The 16,435-nt window shown below is 69.1% G+C and carries 15 protein-coding genes; 7 read left to right on the top strand and 8 right to left on the bottom strand.

Going from position 1 to position 16,435, the window contains the following annotated elements; all coding sequences use genetic code 11:
- The first annotated feature begins 28 nt into the window (after positions 1 to 28).
- Positions 29 to 1,384, top strand: coding sequence for a hypothetical protein (locus ACZ7NC_RS17390; protein WP_471489107.1), 1,356 nt, complete (start codon positions 29 to 31; stop codon positions 1,382 to 1,384).
- Between the two features lie 134 nt (positions 1,385 to 1,518).
- Here ACZ7NC_RS17390 and ACZ7NC_RS17385 read toward each other — a convergent pair whose 3' ends face one another.
- A complete protein-coding gene (locus ACZ7NC_RS17385) occupies positions 1,519 to 2,088 on the bottom strand; it encodes a TetR/AcrR family transcriptional regulator (RefSeq protein ID WP_471489105.1) in 570 nt (189 codons plus the stop codon).
- Positions 2,089 to 2,175: 87 nt separating this feature from the next.
- Between ACZ7NC_RS17385 and ACZ7NC_RS17380 the strand changes: the two genes are divergently transcribed.
- Positions 2,176 to 3,099, top strand: coding sequence for an SDR family oxidoreductase (locus ACZ7NC_RS17380; protein WP_471489400.1), 924 nt, complete (start codon positions 2,176 to 2,178; stop codon positions 3,097 to 3,099).
- A 113-nt stretch (positions 3,100 to 3,212) separates the two neighbouring features.
- On the opposite strand, the gene ACZ7NC_RS17375 is transcribed toward ACZ7NC_RS17380, so the two are convergent.
- Positions 3,213 to 3,707 carry a PaaI family thioesterase gene (locus ACZ7NC_RS17375; protein WP_471489103.1) on the bottom strand — a complete coding sequence of 165 codons (495 nt, stop codon included), beginning with the start codon at positions 3,705 to 3,707 and terminating at the stop codon, positions 3,213 to 3,215.
- Positions 3,708 to 3,796: 89 nt separating this feature from the next.
- Between ACZ7NC_RS17375 and ACZ7NC_RS17370 the strand changes: the two genes are divergently transcribed.
- Positions 3,797 to 4,261 (top strand): winged helix-turn-helix transcriptional regulator, encoded by a 465-nt coding sequence (locus ACZ7NC_RS17370; RefSeq protein ID WP_471489102.1) that lies wholly within the window; start codon positions 3,797 to 3,799, stop codon positions 4,259 to 4,261.
- Positions 4,262 to 4,403: 142 nt separating this feature from the next.
- Here the strand turns inward: ACZ7NC_RS17370 and ACZ7NC_RS17365 are convergent, their stop codons facing one another.
- Both ACZ7NC_RS17365 and ACZ7NC_RS17360 read right to left on the bottom strand, forming a co-directional pair.
- Positions 4,404 to 5,045 (bottom strand): 2'-5' RNA ligase family protein, encoded by a 642-nt coding sequence (locus ACZ7NC_RS17365; protein ID WP_471489101.1) that lies wholly within the window; start codon positions 5,043 to 5,045, stop codon positions 4,404 to 4,406.
- A 29-nt stretch (positions 5,046 to 5,074) separates the two neighbouring features.
- Positions 5,075 to 6,238 carry a YhjD/YihY/BrkB family envelope integrity protein gene (locus ACZ7NC_RS17360; protein WP_471489099.1) on the bottom strand — a complete coding sequence of 388 codons (1,164 nt, stop codon included), beginning with the start codon at positions 6,236 to 6,238 and terminating at the stop codon, positions 5,075 to 5,077.
- Between the two features lie 62 nt (positions 6,239 to 6,300).
- On the opposite strand from ACZ7NC_RS17360, the gene ACZ7NC_RS17355 reads away from it, so the two are divergent.
- The 3 genes from ACZ7NC_RS17355 to ACZ7NC_RS17345 all read left to right on the top strand — a co-directional run bounded on the left by ACZ7NC_RS17355 (position 6,301) and on the right by ACZ7NC_RS17345 (position 8,535).
- A complete protein-coding gene (locus ACZ7NC_RS17355; protein WP_471489097.1) occupies positions 6,301 to 6,972 on the top strand; it encodes a GAP family protein in 672 nt (223 codons plus the stop codon).
- Between the two features lie 183 nt (positions 6,973 to 7,155).
- Positions 7,156 to 7,950 carry an endonuclease/exonuclease/phosphatase family protein gene (locus tag ACZ7NC_RS17350; RefSeq protein WP_471489398.1) on the top strand — a complete coding sequence of 265 codons (795 nt, stop codon included), beginning with the start codon at positions 7,156 to 7,158 and terminating at the stop codon, positions 7,948 to 7,950.
- 195 nt (positions 7,951 to 8,145) lie between these two features.
- Positions 8,146 to 8,535: a hypothetical protein gene (locus ACZ7NC_RS17345; RefSeq protein WP_471489095.1), complete on the top strand. Its 390-nt coding sequence runs from the start codon at positions 8,146 to 8,148 to the stop codon at positions 8,533 to 8,535.
- A 110-nt stretch (positions 8,536 to 8,645) separates the two neighbouring features.
- Here ACZ7NC_RS17345 and ACZ7NC_RS17340 read toward each other — a convergent pair whose 3' ends face one another.
- The 4 genes from ACZ7NC_RS17340 to ACZ7NC_RS17325 all read right to left on the bottom strand — a co-directional run bounded on the left by ACZ7NC_RS17340 (position 8,646) and on the right by ACZ7NC_RS17325 (position 12,771).
- Positions 8,646 to 9,299 (bottom strand): DUF6338 family protein, encoded by a 654-nt coding sequence (locus ACZ7NC_RS17340; RefSeq protein ID WP_471489094.1) that lies wholly within the window; start codon positions 9,297 to 9,299, stop codon positions 8,646 to 8,648.
- A 6-nt stretch (positions 9,300 to 9,305) separates the two neighbouring features.
- Positions 9,306 to 9,515 (bottom strand): hypothetical protein, encoded by a 210-nt coding sequence (locus tag ACZ7NC_RS17335; RefSeq protein ID WP_471489092.1) that lies wholly within the window; start codon positions 9,513 to 9,515, stop codon positions 9,306 to 9,308.
- 54 nt (positions 9,516 to 9,569) lie between these two features.
- A complete protein-coding gene (locus ACZ7NC_RS17330; protein WP_471489091.1) occupies positions 9,570 to 12,275 on the bottom strand; it encodes a CHAT domain-containing protein in 2,706 nt (901 codons plus the stop codon).
- Positions 12,276 to 12,600: 325 nt separating this feature from the next.
- Positions 12,601 to 12,771, bottom strand: a complete 171-nt coding sequence (locus ACZ7NC_RS17325) for a hypothetical protein (RefSeq protein WP_471489090.1) — start codon at positions 12,769 to 12,771, stop codon at positions 12,601 to 12,603.
- Between the two features lie 84 nt (positions 12,772 to 12,855).
- Between ACZ7NC_RS17325 and ACZ7NC_RS17320 the strand changes: the two genes are divergently transcribed.
- Positions 12,856 to 15,738 carry an ATP-binding protein gene (locus ACZ7NC_RS17320; RefSeq protein ID WP_471489397.1) on the top strand — a complete coding sequence of 961 codons (2,883 nt, stop codon included), beginning with the start codon at positions 12,856 to 12,858 and terminating at the stop codon, positions 15,736 to 15,738.
- Positions 15,739 to 16,435: the final 697 nt, after the last annotated feature.

Here is a 16,435-nt window from a genome sequence, read left to right as displayed (position 1 = left end):
GCCGTCCCCACTCGAATCGAGTCAAGACATGACGTCCAGTCAAGAGATGACCACACAGGCGGAGGAAGGAGTGAAGGCACCGGGTTCCGTCACGGGCTGGTGGGCCCGGCACCGGTCGTCGCTCCTGGTGGTCGCCACGATCACCGTCGTCGCCCTGATCGCCCGGTTCGCCTTCCTGGACCACAGGTCCGAGGACTACGTGGACTTCTACCGCCGCTGGTATCTGTTCATGGAGCAGAACGGCGGTTACGGCGCGCTTCGCCATGAGTTCTCGAACTACAACGTCCCCTACCTCTACCTGCTCGCTACGGCCGTGGTGTTGAAGATCCCGTCGCTGGCCGCGGTGAAGCTGATCCCGATCGCCTTCGATGTCCTGCTCGGCTGGTACGTGCACCGGATCGTCAGGCTCCGGTACCCCACGGGGTGGCAGCCGCTCGCCGCGGCTGTCGTGGTCGTACTGCTGCCGACGGTCGTGCTGAACAGCGCCATGTGGGGGCAGTGCGACTCCGGTTACGCCGCTCTCGCGATCGGCGGCCTGTACCACCTGATGCGGCGCAGGCCCTGGACGGCGTGCGCCCTCTTCGGCGCCGCGTTGGCCTTCAAACTCCAGGCCGTCTTCCTCTTCCCGGTCCTGCTGCTGATGGTGCTGCGCCGCCGGCTCCCCTGGCCCTGCCTGCTGGCCGTACCGGGCATGTATCTGCTGCTCGATGTCCCGGCGCTGCTGCTGGGTGCCGAGCCGAGGGCGCTGCTCTCCGTCTACCTCGACCAGGCGTCGTTGCTGCACGGCAAGTTCATCGTGACGGCGCCCAACGCGTTCCAGTATCTCGGCTCGTCGACCCCTGAAGGGGTGCAGACGCTGGGGATCGTCCTCACGGCGGTTCTGGTGCTCGGGCTGATCGGCGCGGTGCTGCTGCAACGCTCCCACCTGACGGATCTCCACGTGATCCTGGCGGCCGCGGTGTCGGCGCTGATGGTGCCGTTCCTGTTGCCGAACATGCACGAGCGCTACTTCTACCTCGCTGATGTACTGACCGTCATCGCCGCGTTCTGGCTACCCCGCACACTCTGGTTCGCGCCGGTCCTGACCCAGTTCGCCTCGCTGTTCGCCTACATCCCGTTCCTGCTGCTGCCGTACCGGCTCCGCGACCTCACCGGAAACCCGCACGTCGCGGACGGATCCGGCTTCACGGTCCCCCCGCCGGAAGCCGGCTGGCTGGCCTCGGCCATGCGCCTCGGCCCGAGCCCACAGGAGGTACTGCGCAAGCTCTTCGAACCCGTGATCAGCTATCAACTGCTCGCCACAGCGGTGCTGATCGCCCTGGTCGGAACGCTCACGGTCGCGGCCCGGGAGTTCCGGACCCGCGAGGAGCCACCACTTTCCTGACGGACACCGGCCCCCTGCGCTGTGCGTGGCTGAGCCGGTGGGCGTCGGTCGTGTTGACCGAGACAGCACGATCGCCCCTGGGCGACCGATTGGCTGAATGCAATGCGCCGCCCGCCCGACCGCACTTGGCCTGCCTAACCGCCCGCGGTCACGGCAGCCCTGAGCTCCCCCAGCGCTTCCCGCATCGACTCCGACAGGGTCCGTTCCTCGGCCGCCGCGACCCACCGCTCGAAGCCGACCTTGAACACGGCGACCCCGGCTTCGGCGGTCAGGCTCGCGGCCGGCTCCCCCACACCGCGGCCGCGCAGGGCGTCGGCGAGCGCGGCCGACATCGAGGCGAGCTTGATCAGCTCGCGCTCCTGGAGTTCGGCGTTCGCCACGATGACGGCCTGGCGCCGACGGGAGTGCTCGCGGCGATCGACGAACACCGCGGAGACCGCCTCCAGCCCCACCGCCACCGCGTCGATCGGCGCCGCGGACTCCGGAGCCTCGGCCACGGCGCTGACGAACAGTTCCTGCAACGCGCCGGAGCCGTCGAACAGCACCTCCCGCTTGTCGGCGTAGTGCCGGAAGTAGGTCCGCTCGGTGAGTCCGGCCCGCCCGGCGATCTCCGCCACGGTGGTCTGCTCGTAGCCGCGCTCGCTGTAGAGGTCCAACGCGGCTTTCGCCAGGCGTTCACGCGCGTTCGGCTCCCATCTGCCCATGCGCAGATCCTACGCGATGACAGCCACTGACATCACATGCTAGCGTCGATGACAGTCACTGACATCGACCCGTTGGGGGACTCTCCCATGCGCATCTTCGTCACCGGCGCGTCCGGCTGGATCGGCTCCGCCCTCGTTCCCGAACTCATCGACGCGGGACACCAGGTCGTGGGGCTCGCCCGCTCCGACGCCTCCGCCGCCGCACTCTCCGCGGCCGGAGCCGAGGTGGTTCGCGGCACCGTCGACGACCTCGACGTCCTCGGCGGCACCGCCGCCGCATCCGACGCGGTGATCCACCTCGCCTTCAAGCACGATGTCGCCTTCAGCGGCGACTTCCAGGGCGCCGCCGAGGCCGACCGCCGCGCCGTCGACACCTTCGGCGACGCCCTTGCGGGCACCGGCCGCCCCTTCGTCCTCGCCTCCGGGCTGGCCGGCCTCAAGCCGGGGCAGGTGGCGACCGAGCAGGACATGCCCGCGATCGACGCCTCTGCGACGTCTATCCGCTCGGCCACAGCCGCGGCGACTCTCGCACTGACCTCACGCGGCGTACGTTCTTCGGTGGTACGGCTCGCCCCAACCTGCCACGGCGAAGGGGACAACGGCTTCATGGCGACGCTGGTCGCCGTCGCCCGCGCCAAGGGGGTCTCCGGCTACATCGGCGAGGGCACCAACCGCTGGCCGGCCGTCCACCGTGTCGACGCCGCAAAGCTGTTCCGCCTCGCGGTCGAGAAGGCCCCTGCGGGAACGGTGCTGCACGGCGTGACCGAGGAAGGCATCGCCATCCGCGACATCGCCGAGGTGATTGGCGGCCACCTCGGCATACCGGTCACCTCGGTGACCCCGAAGGCCGCGACCGCCCACTTCACCTGGCTAGCCGGCTTCCTCGCCCTGGACGCCGCGGCATCGAGCGCCCGGACCCGCGAACTCCTCGACTGGCAGCCCAACCACCCCGGCCTGATCGAGGACCTCGACAAGGGCCACTACTTCCGGACTCCCGCCATCCCATCCTGACCGAACGGGGGGGACGCCCTGGGCCGAGGACTTGGCCCGACGCCTCACCCAGGCCGATCCGGCGGCCGAAGCGCCTTGACCGGCAGAGCCTCGCTCGGTCGTGCCTGCCGTTGTCAGCTCGGCGGGATGGGGAAGAGCATGCAGCTGCTGGTGGCGTGGGCGAGCAGGCGGTCCTGGGAATCGAGCAACTCGGCTTGCGCCAGGGCCGTGCGGCGGCCCTGGTTGAGAACGGTGCCGATGGCACGGACCTTGCCGGTGTCGACGGTGATCTGTCGCAGGAACTTCACGTTCAGGTCGAGCGAGGTGTACCCCATGCCGGCCGCAAGCACGGACTGCACAGCACAGCCCGCGGCCGAGTCGAGGAGGGTGGCGTACACGCCGCCATGGACGCTGCCGATGGGGTTGTAGTGCTCCTCCCCCGGCTCCAGGACGAAGACAGCGCGACCGAACTCGACTTCCTCCAGGGTGAATCCGAGGGTCGCGGCGATGGGCGGGGCAGGCAGACGTCCGCTCAGCACGCTGCGCAGGAAGGCGAGGCCGCTGTCCTGGCCTACGTCGGCCGCGGAGATGCTCGGATCCTGCCACTCGACCGTGCGTGACCTCGTCATGCGCTCTTCCTCCCCGGCTGGCTTCACGATTCGAAGCTAGCCGTGCGAGAAGCTGGCTGTCAATGGCGAAGCCAGCCTACGATGGCGACATGACCTGGCTGGAGACGAGCACCGAGAACTGCACGGTGCAGCGCACCCTCGACCTGATCGGCGAGAAGTGGTCGCTGCTGGTGTTGCGTGACGCCATGAACGGCGTGCGCCGCTTCGACGACTTCCGCCGGCATGTGGGACTGTCGGAGGCGGTACTGGCGGACCGGCTGCGCAAACTGGTCGCCGCCGGGGTCCTGGACACCGTCCCGTACCGCGAGCCGGGCCGCCGCACTCGTCAGGAGTACCGGCTCACGCGCAAGGGCTGGGACCTGTGGCCGGTGATGCTCGCCCTCAAGCAGTGGGGCGACCGGTACACGGCCGATCCGGAGGGGCCGCCCTTGGAGGTGCGTCACCGTGACTGCGGCGAGCGACTGGAGACGGTCGTCGTCTGCACGGGCGATCACGGCCCGCTCGACCCGCGGCAGGCTTACACACGCCCTGGCGTCGCGGCGCACGCTGTGTGACATCGCCGTACGCGGAGGGACACCGTCGAAGTCCTCACCCCTGCCAGGAACCGATCACGGGGCTCTGCGGCGCGTACCCGCGCCGCGCACGCGGTCGGCCTCGGGCCACGCGTCAGGCCACGCCAAAGAGCCCAGCCGACCCTCATGGCCCGGCTTCACGGCGTTCCTGCCGTGGCGACGTCGTGGGGAGGGGAGGGCAGTGCCGGACATCGCCCGTGCCCAGTCCGATCACTGCCCGGGGCCGCATGGGCTCGTCGCCTCGGCGGGCCAGCAGGACCACCTCCTCGACCGCCGCCGACAGCGTGCCGAGCCGGGCGGCACACTCGGCTGCCAGGCGCTTCGGGTCCTGGGTGCGACCGAGGGACAGATGCGGGGTGAAGCGGCCGCCGCGCCCGAGGCACTGAGGGAACCGCAATCGCAGCTCCCGCTGGAGGCGGACCCAGGGTGCCAGGTCTGCCCCGGCCGGATCGAGCCAGACGGTTGAGTAGCGCCGGTGCCGGAAGTACCGCACACCGGCCAGGCGCGCCGTGAACGCGGCGCTTGCCGCAGCCCCGGCGGAGAGCAGCGGCAGGGCCCGCGCGAACGCCTCCTCCGGCACGAAACCGAACAGCAGGTTCACATGCGGCGGCCACCGCCGTACCTGCGGGTCGTGCTCCCAGCGGATGTCCTGGATACCCGGCCACAGCTCACGCGGCGGCAGCCACGCCACCGCCGTCAGGGCCGTCGGAGCCACATCGAGCGCGTCCACGGGCTCGGCGGCGCCGAAGTCCGGATACCCGTCCACATGGTCATGGTCCCAAATCGGGGCCCAAGTCACGTGTTCTCGTTCTCGTCCGGTGGTGACGTCGGTGTTCCGAGGCGGCGTCTGAGGAAGGGTTCCTGGGACAGCACGGCGCCCATGCTGAGGCCGATGGCTATGGCGACGCACACGACGATCAGCCAGGACAGCAGGACGAAGACCGAACCGGCGGAGCCGTAGTTCGCCAGTGCCCGGTTGAGGGCGCGGGGCATGTAGAAGTGCGCGGACACGGAGAGGGCACTGACCGCGATCGCCGTGATGAGAGCCCCTGGCAGTAGGGGCGCCCAGCGGACGACGCCGCCCAGCAGGAGATGCTGGGTCCACCACCACATGAGCGCCTGCATGACCAGGACGATCGGAGCGCCCAGCCACGCCCCGAGGCCGAACCCGTTGTGCATCAGGCCTTGGACGACCAGCGCGCCGAGCCACAGGACGATCCACGCGAGCCACCGCCACGGAGCGACTTTCGTCCCTGCCCGTGGCAGCAGCCAGGCCCGTCTGCACAGCCGCTGCACCGCGCGACTCACCGCGGTGGCCGACAGCAGCACCATGAACCCGCCCACCAGCCCGGTCGCCTGGCGCAGATCGCCGGTCGGGGGCTGGAACGCCTGCTTCACCTCTGCCTTTGCCTGTCCGGTCAGACCGAACACGGCACTGACCGATTCGGTGACCTGCTCCTGCACCGCCGTCGGCGCGTACGCACTCAGGACGAAAAGCAGCGGAACAGCGGTCAGAAAGCACTGCGCGGCGATGCGGGTGGCGGAGTCGAAGATGTTCACGGACACCATGCGGTCCACGAGTCCTGTGATCACCGGAAAGCGGGTCTCCAGGCGCGCGTGGACGACTCTCAGCCAGGCCATCACCGCTCGGGTACGGCCACGCCACCATGACACACGCAGCGGGGAACGGGTCCGTCGACGGGAGGCGGCTTCACCTCCCGTTTCGTCGGGCCGACTCGGCGGCTCGGGCTTGCCGGGGCCCTTGCCGGAATCCCGGCGCCGCATCAGCCGCCGACGCGGATGGCGGCCGAGCGCATGGGCCGGATCCCTGCTGCCGTCGGCGCCCCTGCGGAAGTCTCCATCGGGCCGCTCCTTCCCACCTCCAGGGTGCGCGACGAAGCGGACCACGGCACCCCGCCGCACCGGGCCGTCCGAGTGGGCGCCGGGGGCATCCGTCACGAGATGCGGCAGGTCAGGACGGTGCGTAGGCTCGCTCCGTACGGTGCCTGAGGGGATCGCCCATGGTCTTGGACCTGATGCTCGTCGCCCTCGCCATCACGCTCGACCCCCTTCCGCTCATGGCGTTCGTCGTACTGGTGGCATCCGCCAGAGGCGTACGGGTCGGGCTCGCCTTCATCGCGGGATGGGTGGCGTGCTTCCTCGTGGTGATCACCCTGGTCCTGACACTGACCGGCGGGCAGCCCCCGGAGCCGAGGTCCCCTCCGTCCACGGCGAAGCTCGCGGTCAAGACGCTCATCGGAATGTCGCTGATCGTGTACGGCGTCCACCGGCACCGACGGTCCCGGCACGACCGTACGACGAGCCCGGACACCACCGCCAAGTCGTCCTCCTTCCTCGCCACCCGGCTGGACCGTGGCTCGATCTGGCCGGCGGCGGTACTTGCCGTCCTGCTCCAGCCGTGGGGCCTCGTCGCCGCGGGCACCGTGACCGTAGTGGACGCCAACACCTCCGAGCTCACGACCTGGCTGGTCCTGGTCGCGTTCTGCGTCCTCGCGACCGCCGCCCTGCTCGCCGCCGAGCTGTACGTGGCACTGGATCCGACATCGGCCCAGCGCCGGCTGCTGGGAATGCGCACCTGGATGCGTGACCACGCGCAACAGGCGATCGTGTACGGCAGCATCGCGATCGGCCTGTGGCTGACCGGAAAGGGTGTCTACGGCCTCACCACCTGACGTGGCGGCGCGCCGTCAATGACGGCAGGTGTGCTCGCTGCCCTGCCGCCCGAGATCCGGCACACGCGTGCGTCGCTCACAGCCACGTCTCATAACCTCGTGCGTGGAGACGTCAGATGCCAGGTGTATCCACGCTGAGGAGGCGATGTGCTCGGAAGGGGCACGCGGTTGCTCGCGGTCGCCATGACCGTGGCCTGCATCATGCTCGTCGGCCCCAGTGCACCGAACGGTGTCGCCGGGTCGCTGCCCGTCGAAGCCGTCAGGGACGTCGTACCGAACCGGGTCATGACGTGGAACATCTGCAACCCCTGCGCGGAAAGCGACGTCGACCGGGCAGCGGAGATCGCCACGTACGCGCCCCAGGTCATCGGCCTGCAAGAGGCGTGCGTACGTGACGTCGAGAGGATCCGGGAACATCTGGAGAACCTTTACGGGCTCCGCTACCACGTCGAGTACGGCTCGGTACTTCGGAGTTGGGGCCGCTGCGGAGGAGCGCCGTGGAGCCCCGGAGGATACGGTCAGGCGGTCCTCTCGGCGGCACCGATGACTGACCTCGTCAACGTGGAGTATCCCGACGGCGGATCCGAGGACCGTGGGTACATGGCAGTCACCACCACTGTGGCCGGCCGGCCCGTCCGGGTCTTCAACACACACCTCGCCCACCGACGGCAAGAAGCGGTCCGGGCACACCAGATCGGCGTACTCGCCGAAGAAGTCGCCCGGCACGACCGCGCGATCGTCCTCGGCGACTTCAACGCCGTGCCGGACGCCCCCGAACTCACCGGGATATGGGCACTGGCCGCGGACACGAACCCCCGGTGCCGCCCCTCGCCCACCAGCATGTGCGAGCCCACCACCGACTGGCACACCAGGTTCGACTACATCTTCCTACGAGGCATCGCCCCGCTCGAACACGGCGTGCATCCGACCCCGCACTCGGACCACCACCTGCTGCACACCGACCTGGACCCCACATAAAAGGGCCTCCTGGCGGCGCATTCCCACAGTTCAGCGCACTCTGCCCCGCGCCTTCAACGGCACGGGCGGCAGTTCCGGAGCGGGCAGCGGGGCACCGTCATACCCCTTCACCTCCCCGAACCGCGTCCTCTCCCAAGTCCCCCGATTCCGGCGCCAAGCCAGCTCTTTCGCCCCGCACAACGTCGTCTTCCGCTGGTGTTCCACGCCGCCGCGAAGAACGCGAGGCTGTGCCCCGGCGCCGACATCCGTGGCGTACTGGACACGTCGTCTACCCGCCTCCCGGCCGACGCGCCCGGCAAGGTGCCCGCGGGCTACGGCTTCTGGTGCCACGCCTGGCCCGAGAACCCGGCGTGGAACTTCGTCGCCGTGGGCCTCGGCCACAAGGTCCCCTTCTGGACCGACTGCCTGCGCGCCCTCGCCGAGATCGGCCCGGACATGGCGGTGAACATTGAGCACGAGGACGCCGCGTACTCCCAAACGGAGGGCCTCGCCCTTGGGCGCGAAGAGCCTGCACAGCGCGGCGACGGCTCTCTGACCCGCACCTCCTGTAGTCCCGACGCGCACGAAGGCCGTGCCGGGCCTTGATGCGCCGTTCGCAGCGTCGGTGGCCCGTCGTCGCACTCGACCATTCGACACCGACTTTCTCGTGGGTGCCCTGGGGGCCCCGCAGGCAAGACGCCGCGCATGCATGCCACTCAGTCTCCTGGGAGGCGATTCAGGGGGACCGCTGTGATCTCGATGAGCCGGATGTGCCCACCGGGGATGATGACGTAGTCCGCGTCCGAGGGCTGCGGGTGGTCGTCGCCGGGGCTGCGGATCGATATGGGGTGGTGCAGGGCGACGTCGCGGTAGTAGGTGTCCCGCTCGTCGGAGACGATGTGTCCGCTGCCGCGTACCAGCGTGCCGTCGTCCATCAGCACCTGCACATCGGGATCGGCCTCGCCGCGCCCGGGCTTGAGGAGTTCGGCCCACACGGTACCGGGCGCGGTGGACCAGCTGCTTGCGCCGCTGCGACGGCCGCGCAGTTCCCCCAGCACGATGCAGGCGAGCGTGCTGAGCGTGAGGATGAGGGCGCCGGACCGCACGAGGTGCCAGGCGTGCGAGCGGGCGTAGGCCGCCCCGGACAGGGTGCCGTCGAGCGTGGCGAGGCCCTGCACGTGCTCGGCGAGCGCCAAGGCGCCCGCTGCGACCGCCAGCGTGGCGAAGGCGCCGACGGCGAACAGTTCGGCGATCTCCCGTGCAGCGCCTGGGCGTTCGCGCAGGCCGTGGCGTTCGTAGCGGACGAGGTAGAGATAGCCCGGGACAGCTGCGTACAGCAAGGCCGCGAGTCCGGCGAGGTTGGAGGGCATGGACAGTCACTCGGCGGGTGGAGGGGTGGGCGGGGTTGGTGGCGGAGGTGGGTTGGGGCGCCGGCGGTCGGTGGGCTTGTACCGGCTCATGAGGATCCCCAGTCGGCGGTCCTCCTCCGGTTCCGCCTCCTCGTCCAACAAGTCACGCAGCGCCTTGGCCTCCTCTTCGGCGGAAAGCGCCGATGGTGTCGGCTGTGGCCCCGTCTCGTCCGTCATCGTCGTCCTTCCCGCTCATTGCCGAGCGTCATCGTAGTCCTCCATAGGCTGTGGTCACCTTGCTCCATAGGCAGTGATGCCGGCCCACTTGTCGGTCTGCTCAGGTGACTCGTCCTCGTCCAGTAGTGCTACCGCGGCCCGTCGGGCGGCTTCCAGCGGGGCGCTGCCGCGACAACGGTGGACGATCCACTCGACGCTGTGGTGGATCGCCAGCCTCGACCACATCGGGAAGGGGCTGGCCAGGACGAAGCCCGCTCCCGCCTCGTGGAAGGCGTGGACCAGGGCGTTGGCGACGTCACCGGCCAGTTCGAGGGGGCGCGGCGTGCAGGGCGTCGCCCCGGCGAGTGCCCCGTGCCCTCCGCTGCGGTCGGCCGTGGCGCGCAGGCCGGCGCTGCACGCGGTGAGCAGCACCTCCTGGAAGCACATCCGGCTCATGAGCACTTCGCCGGTTTCGAGCAAGTCGTCGGTCATCTGTACGCCGGCGCCGAAGGGTGCCTCGGGGGCGCGCAGGCCGTGGGTGATGATCTGGAACACGTCCGTACGGCCGCGGACGGGCGGCCCTGAGTTCAGCAGGCCTCGCAGCGTCGCGACTGTGGCATGGCGGCCGGTGATCGGTTCTCCGCGCAGCCGGTGTGCTCCCAGGAACTCGGACAGTTGGCGCACCGCCCGCTGTACCTCTGGCAGGAGTTCGCCGTCGGGCTGTTGGGTGACGCCCAGCAGGGTGGCACGGACCGGTCCGTCGGGTCGGTGGTCCAGGAGCGGCACACAGGCCAAGTTGGGGACGATGCCGATGGCCGTTTCGCGGATCACATGGCGGTCATGGTGGCGGACGACCGTCCAGGGCAGGGTGTGCAGGCGCCCGTGCGGGGACAGCAGGCATGTGCCGCTGTCCGCGATCTCGTCGGCGAAGGCCGGCGGGATCAGGTCGGCGAGACCGATGCCATGATGACCCCAGAAATCCAGACGTCCGCCGTCTTCCCGGAGTTCACGCTGATGTGCCTCCAGCGCGCCCAGTGCGTTCTTGTCCAGCCGGCGGGTGTCCGTGCCAAGGCTTCCGTCCGGTCTGGCCAGCAGGGCCAGGATGCCGCCGGGGCGTTCGTACAGGCTCAGGGCCACGCAGCGGCCGGGATTGCTGCCTGGGACGGCGGTGACGTAGGCGGCCAGGAAGCTGGTGAGCCGATCCGGGTCGAAGGGCGGGTCATCCCTGAGGAGGTGCCAGCGAGGATCGGTCGCACGGATTCTGGTGAGCAGTTCGTCTCGCTCGACGCGCATCCGGTCGGCTTCCTCCGGAAGGCCGTGACGCTCGGCGTCCGCGATCCGCTCGGTCAGTTCGGCGAACGCACAGTGGTCCGATCCGGTCCGTGCGTCCTGTGCGGTGGTGTCGGTCAAGGCGCCCGCTGTCCTCCCCGCGTCCGAGCGGGCCAGGGACAGTCGTGCCGAGAAGGCGCGGGCCTTGAGCAGATCGGTCACGACGGCGCACAGCCGTGCGTGGCCGGTCTCCTCGGCAAAGGCCAGTGCCTCCTCGATCAGCGGCCGGCGAAAGCGCAGATGCAGGGTGTCGAAGCGGTGGCCGAGGGGCACGCGCAGCATGCGGTCGAGGGCGACGGCCATCTCGTGATAGGCGCGCGCCGCACCTGCTCGGTCCCTGCGGGCGTGGTGGGTCCGGGCGCGCTCGGCGTGCAGGTCGGCCGCGAGGGAGTCGTCGGGATGGCCGGCCGTGCAGCGCGCCCCGTGGTCGCACCAGTGCAGCGCCTGCTCCCACCACCCGTCCGCCTTCGACAGCCGGGCCGCCTCGGCACGCATGCGGCAGTACGCTGCGCCGCGCACCAACCGCAGATGTGCCCGCATCGAGCTCCGGTCTTCGGCGTAGGCGTCCTCGAACAGCGGAGCGGCCAGATCCAGTTGTCGGCATGCCTCGGCCACCGCGCCACGGTCGAGAGCGCAGCGGGCCAGCTGCAGCAGACCTGCCTCTGGCAGGCCGGACGCCGCGTACAGCGGCATGCCCATCTGATACGCCCGCTCGGCCGCCTCCGGCCGACCTGTGTCCCGCAGCGCGCCTGCTTGCACATCCAGCAGCCGGAAATAGACGGTGGATGCCTGAAGCAGCCGGGCGGCCGTCGCCCGTCCGGCAGCGCCGCGCGCGAGGTGGGCCGCGACATGGCGCATAGCATCGGGGTTGCTCTCGTCGATCGGCCCGTCCGGAAGGACGGCCGCGAGTTCCCTCTCCAGCGGTGCCAGCACCTCCAGGGCGGTTTCGGCGTCGTACAGCCGGTACAGGGCCTCGGCCCGCAGCACCCGCAGGTCGCCGTACAGGGCGGGCGGTGTGCCGTGCGCCGGCCGGGAGGGACCGTGCGGCAGGCGCGTGGCCTGATCCACTAGAGCCAGGGCCTCGCTGGGCCGACCCTCTTGAAGCTCGTACTGGGCCTTGACCGCCAGGAAATTGCGGAGTTGGTCCGGGGTCGCGTGAGGCGTGAACTCCTCGGCCTCCGACCAGTGCTCCTTGACCTGCCGGTATGTACGGACGCCGCTCTGGTGGGCGGTCAGCTCGCGGCCGTAGGTGTCCAGCAGGATGCCCGCGATGTCGGATGCCTTCACCGAACCCGGTGCGGTGCCGACGGCCCGGTCCAACGCCGCCAGGATCCGTCGTCCGAGGATAGTCAGCTGCCCGAAAGTCCGTCCCGTGGGCTGGCCTGCGTCAGCCGCCTGCCAATACTGCGCCCGCAGCTCGAAGAAGTGCGTGGTCAGGTTGTGGAGTTCCACCACATGCCCCCGTGCTCCCCTGGTGTCTCCGATTTCCGCTTGCCGCAGACTGCCCGGACGTCACATGTGCCTGCCAAGTCCTCTGGTACGCCGGGATGTTCGGTACTTCTGGCTGATCTGGGCGACCACCGTATGACCGCCAGGCCCTGAGGGGAACCGTCACCGGGAGCCGCCGGAGCGCGCGGTGTGCCAGCGCACGCTCCGCCCGTAGCGCGGCGCGCTTCACACAGGGGGTCACGCGGCCTGATCGGCCGAGGCTGTGACAAGCCTCGGCCGGTCTCCCCCTACCTGGTGACTGATCCGCTCGGCAGTTACGCGGTCATCCTCACCTGCCGTACCGCTGCCAGGCGCTTGCCCCCAGGATCAACAGGCCCTGCACGATGGCTGCCGCAGTCGTGCCGCTGGCTTCCCCGCAGGGACGAACGTCGTTGACCATCTGGCCGGTGACCGTCGGCGGGGGCGGAGGGGGCATTTGGCCGGTGTACTGGTTGCTCATCCTGAGACCCTTCCTTCTTCACATCCCGCACCAACGAGCGGGCGTGATACCACCGTGCCGGGTCTGAGCGCAGCACAAATCGGGATGTTCCCTAGTTCCTGCGGAGGCGACCAGGTGTCAGCCACACTCGTCACACGGTGTGGATACATCGCCACTGACTGGTGCCATGTCTCGGGGGATGCTGTGGTGACGCTTGGAGGGGGACAGGGTGGGCTGCTGTCGCGTGCGCAGGAGCAGGCTCGGCTACGGCAACTTCTTGCGGATGCTCGACAGGGGCGAAGCGGAGTTCTCCTGCTGCACGGCGAGCCAGGTATCGGGAAGAGCGCCCTCCTGGAAGAGGCGGTGGCGGAAGCCGCAGGGATGAAGGTGCTGCGGGCTACGGCCATAGAAATGGAAGCCGAACTCGCCTTCGCCGGGCTCGGTGAACTGTTGCGTCCCGTGGAGCAACTGATCAGCCGACTGCCGTCGGCGCAGGCACGCGCTTTGCGTACCGCCCTGTCCTTGGCGGAAGGGCGCCCTCCGGACAGGTTGACCTTAGGGGCAGCCACGCTGACCCTCCTGACGGATGCCGCAGCCACGACACCTGTGCTGGTCGCCGTGGATGACGCGCAGTGGATGGACGAGGCCAGCACCCATGCGTTGCTCTTCGCTTTCCGGCGCTTGCAAGCCGAGGCAGTGGCGGTGCTGGTCACGACACGCGACGGCGAGGGCTGCCGGTTCACCGAGGCCGGCCTGCCGACGCTGGCTCTCACCGGTCTCGAGCCGGCGGCAGCCGCCACCCTGGTGCAAAGGGTTGCTGACGTACCCGCCGACAGCGAGCCGTTCAAACGGCTCTACCGGGAGACCGGGGGAAACCCGCTTGCCCTGCTGGAAGCAGCGCCTGCTCTGCGCAATTCCGAATGGGCCGTACAGCCACTCAATGGGCCCCTGCCGGTGGGGCCGCGGTTGACCACCGCCTATTCCGCCCGGTTGGCAGCCCTGCCGGCGGCCAGTTGCCGCGCGCTGACGGTTGCGGCGGCCGGATATACCGAGGAGGCCGCAGTCCTGGTTGCAGCGCTTCGTCATCTGTCTTTGGACGGCGAGGTCCTCCTGGCACTCGAGACTGCGAACGTCATCGACCGGTCCGGCGGCAAGGTGAGGTTCGTGCACCCGCTGCTGCGCGCCGCCGCCTACCACATGGCGGGAGCCGAGCAGCGACGAGAAGCCCACCGAGCCCTGGCGAAGGCACTCGCTGAGCGAAACGGCCCGGTGGACCGTGACCAACGCAGTTGGCATCTTGCCGCCGCGGCGGCCGAGCCGGATCTGACAACGGCATCAGCACTGGCTGATACCGCCGCGCGTGCCCGCGACCGGGGCGCCCTGCCCGCCGCCGTCCGCGCCTACGAGCGTGCCGCTGATCTTTCGCCTTTCCCGGTCGACCGGGGCCGCTATCTACTGGCGGCGGCCGAGGCGGCACAGCTTGCCGGTCAAGAAGACCAGGCGCTGACTTTGGCCGACGCTGCGACGAACGCCACCGACGATGCGTCGATACGCGCCGGGGCAACTGGGTTACGCAGTCAGATGTTGCTTGTGCGCCAGCCCCCACGCCGTGTCCACGACCAGTTGGTCGACATGGCGGTCCGGCTTGAGGCAGAGCAAGCCTTCCCCTTGCTGGTTGCCGCTGCGGGCGCGGCATGTATGGGGGGCGCGATCGCCCAGGCGCGGACGACAGCGGATCGGGCCTCCGCGCTGGCCTGCAACGGGGAGGCTGCATTCATTGATCATCCTGCGGCTCTGATGCGGGCACACACGATGATGCTCGCCGGCGAACGCCTCGAGGCTGCCGCTGTGTTCCAATCCTGCCAGAAGTTCCTCACCGCGACCGACCCGCTCTCCATCGGTGTCGAGGTGACGAGCTTCTCCGCAATGGATCTCATGTGGCTCGAGCGGTTCACCACAGCGCGGACGCTGCTGGAACGGGCTATCCGGTGTGCACGCAGGATCGGCGCCTCGGAGCGGCTCGTTCCGTATCTGACCGTCCTGGCAGACACACAACTGCGCACCGGCTGTTGGGACGAGGCCTATGCCCTGGCCAGTGAAGCAGCCGCGTTGGCTGCTGAGATCGGACAACCGGTCCTGGGGGCCTACGCGCTCTCAACGTTGGCCCGGATAGAGGCGGCCCAAGGACGCGCCGTGGAGTGCATCGAGCACGCCCGACGGTTTCGCGAACTCATCGAGGGCCGCGGCGCGGAGCTGGTCAGCCCCTATATCGAAGCCGCACTCGGTCTCCTCGATCTGGGCACCGGCAAGAACTCCGAAGCCGCAGCCCGCCTGAATGACCTTCAGCAGCAGGTGGCCGCTGCGGGGCTGAAGGATCCAACCGTGTTGCAGCATCAGCCCGACCTGATCGAAGCGTGCCTGGCCGCGAACGATCCCGCCGGCGCCCAGGCGGCATTGGGCGAACTCATGGGTCAGGTTCAGCAGGCGCCTTCCGCGTGGGGACAAGCGGTAGGTGCACGGTGCAGAGGGCTCGTCGACACCGACGAGGCTGCTTTCGCGGAGGCTCTGCGGCACCACGAGCGACTGCTGGATCCCTTCGCCAAGGCGCGCACGGAGCTCGCTTACGGCCAATTTCTGCGCAGGAGAAGGAAACGCGGTGCCGCCCGTAGTCCTCTCACCGCTGCCCGACAAACCTTCGAGCGCCTCCGCGCCGATCCGTGGACCGCGCTCGCCGAGCGGGAACTGCGAGCGGCCGGATTCGAGACGCCCACGCGCCGCAGCCATGAACCCGTCGCACTGACGGCGCGAGAGACGCAGGTTGCGGTGCTGGTCGTCAAGGGTTACACCAACCGCGAAGTGGCCGCGGCACTGTTCCTGTCGGACAAGACAGTCGAGTATCACCTCAACCACATATACGCCAAACTCTCCATTCGATCCCGAGTCGAACTCGCCAGTCGTCTGGCCGTCGACACGCACCTCTCTGCATGAGTCACACCACTAGGGCCGGTGCCCGCCCAGCCCAACGGGCGCAACACGCAGGGGCGTTGGTCAGACCCAACGAATGAAGTTGACGCGAACCCCTGCTGGCGCCAGGGACAGCCCTAGGGAGATCCCTGGTGTGGCCCGTGCTGTTGCTCCGTAGCGTGCACAGCGCTACGTGCCCCTCGGCTGCCGCGCCGAAATCGTTCCAGTCCGATTGCCCAAGACCAGCGGGCATATCCGAGTAACGCGCCGTCCAGGGGAGGGACCGCGAACAGATGCGCAATTTCATCCTCTTCGTCGAATTTCTAGCAGCGATCGTCTTTCTGTTGACGTTGGTGTCGACATGCACGGCTCCCGATTCTCCTCCTCCCAACCCTTACGCGCCCTACGAGATGCCTGCGCCACCACCCCCCGCCCCTTGCTGCGACGCAGTCAGTTGCTGGTGCCCGCCGTGACACAGAGGAGGGCCGACGTCGCGTAAAAGGCTGCCACTCGCCATACCGGAATTCCAGGCCCACTTCCGCCGCGGGGTTCGGCTCTCCGTCTAGATGCAGGCCCGTTCCCCTGAGTTCCACAGTTAGCAGTGCCGACTAGGGCACGAAAATGCTGGTTGACCTGCGGAAATGCCTGTGAGCACGCCGAGATGGCGTGTCACTAGGCGGTGGGATAGTGCCTGGTCAGCGGCCTGCGTTCAGATCGATGA

Source organism: Streptomyces sp. NPDC111802 (assembly GCF_055634335.1).
This window is presented reverse-complemented; position numbering and strand designations above follow the sequence as displayed.

Coding starts and splice junctions, on each gene's coding strand:
- ACZ7NC_RS17355 (WP_471489097.1), top strand. CDS start 6,301: ATGGTCTTGGACCTGATGCTCGTCGCCCTCGCCATCACGCTCGACCCC.
- ACZ7NC_RS17380 (WP_471489400.1), top strand. CDS start 2,176: ATGCGCATCTTCGTCACCGGCGCGTCCGGCTGGATCGGCTCCGCCCTC.
- ACZ7NC_RS17375 (WP_471489103.1), bottom strand. CDS start 3,707: ATGACGAGGTCACGCACGGTCGAGTGGCAGGATCCGAGCATCTCCGCG.
- ACZ7NC_RS17320 (WP_471489397.1), top strand. CDS start 12,856: ATGTTCCCTAGTTCCTGCGGAGGCGACCAGGTGTCAGCCACACTCGTC.
- ACZ7NC_RS17370 (WP_471489102.1), top strand. CDS start 3,797: ATGACCTGGCTGGAGACGAGCACCGAGAACTGCACGGTGCAGCGCACC.
- ACZ7NC_RS17385 (WP_471489105.1), bottom strand. CDS start 2,088: ATGGGCAGATGGGAGCCGAACGCGCGTGAACGCCTGGCGAAAGCCGCG.
- ACZ7NC_RS17350 (WP_471489398.1), top strand. CDS start 7,156: ATGACCGTGGCCTGCATCATGCTCGTCGGCCCCAGTGCACCGAACGGT.
- ACZ7NC_RS17340 (WP_471489094.1), bottom strand. CDS start 9,299: ATGCCCTCCAACCTCGCCGGACTCGCGGCCTTGCTGTACGCAGCTGTC.
- ACZ7NC_RS17325 (WP_471489090.1), bottom strand. CDS start 12,771: ATGAGCAACCAGTACACCGGCCAAATGCCCCCTCCGCCCCCGCCGACG.
- ACZ7NC_RS17390 (WP_471489107.1), top strand. CDS start 29: ATGACGTCCAGTCAAGAGATGACCACACAGGCGGAGGAAGGAGTGAAG.
- ACZ7NC_RS17335 (WP_471489092.1), bottom strand. CDS start 9,515: ATGACGGACGAGACGGGGCCACAGCCGACACCATCGGCGCTTTCCGCC.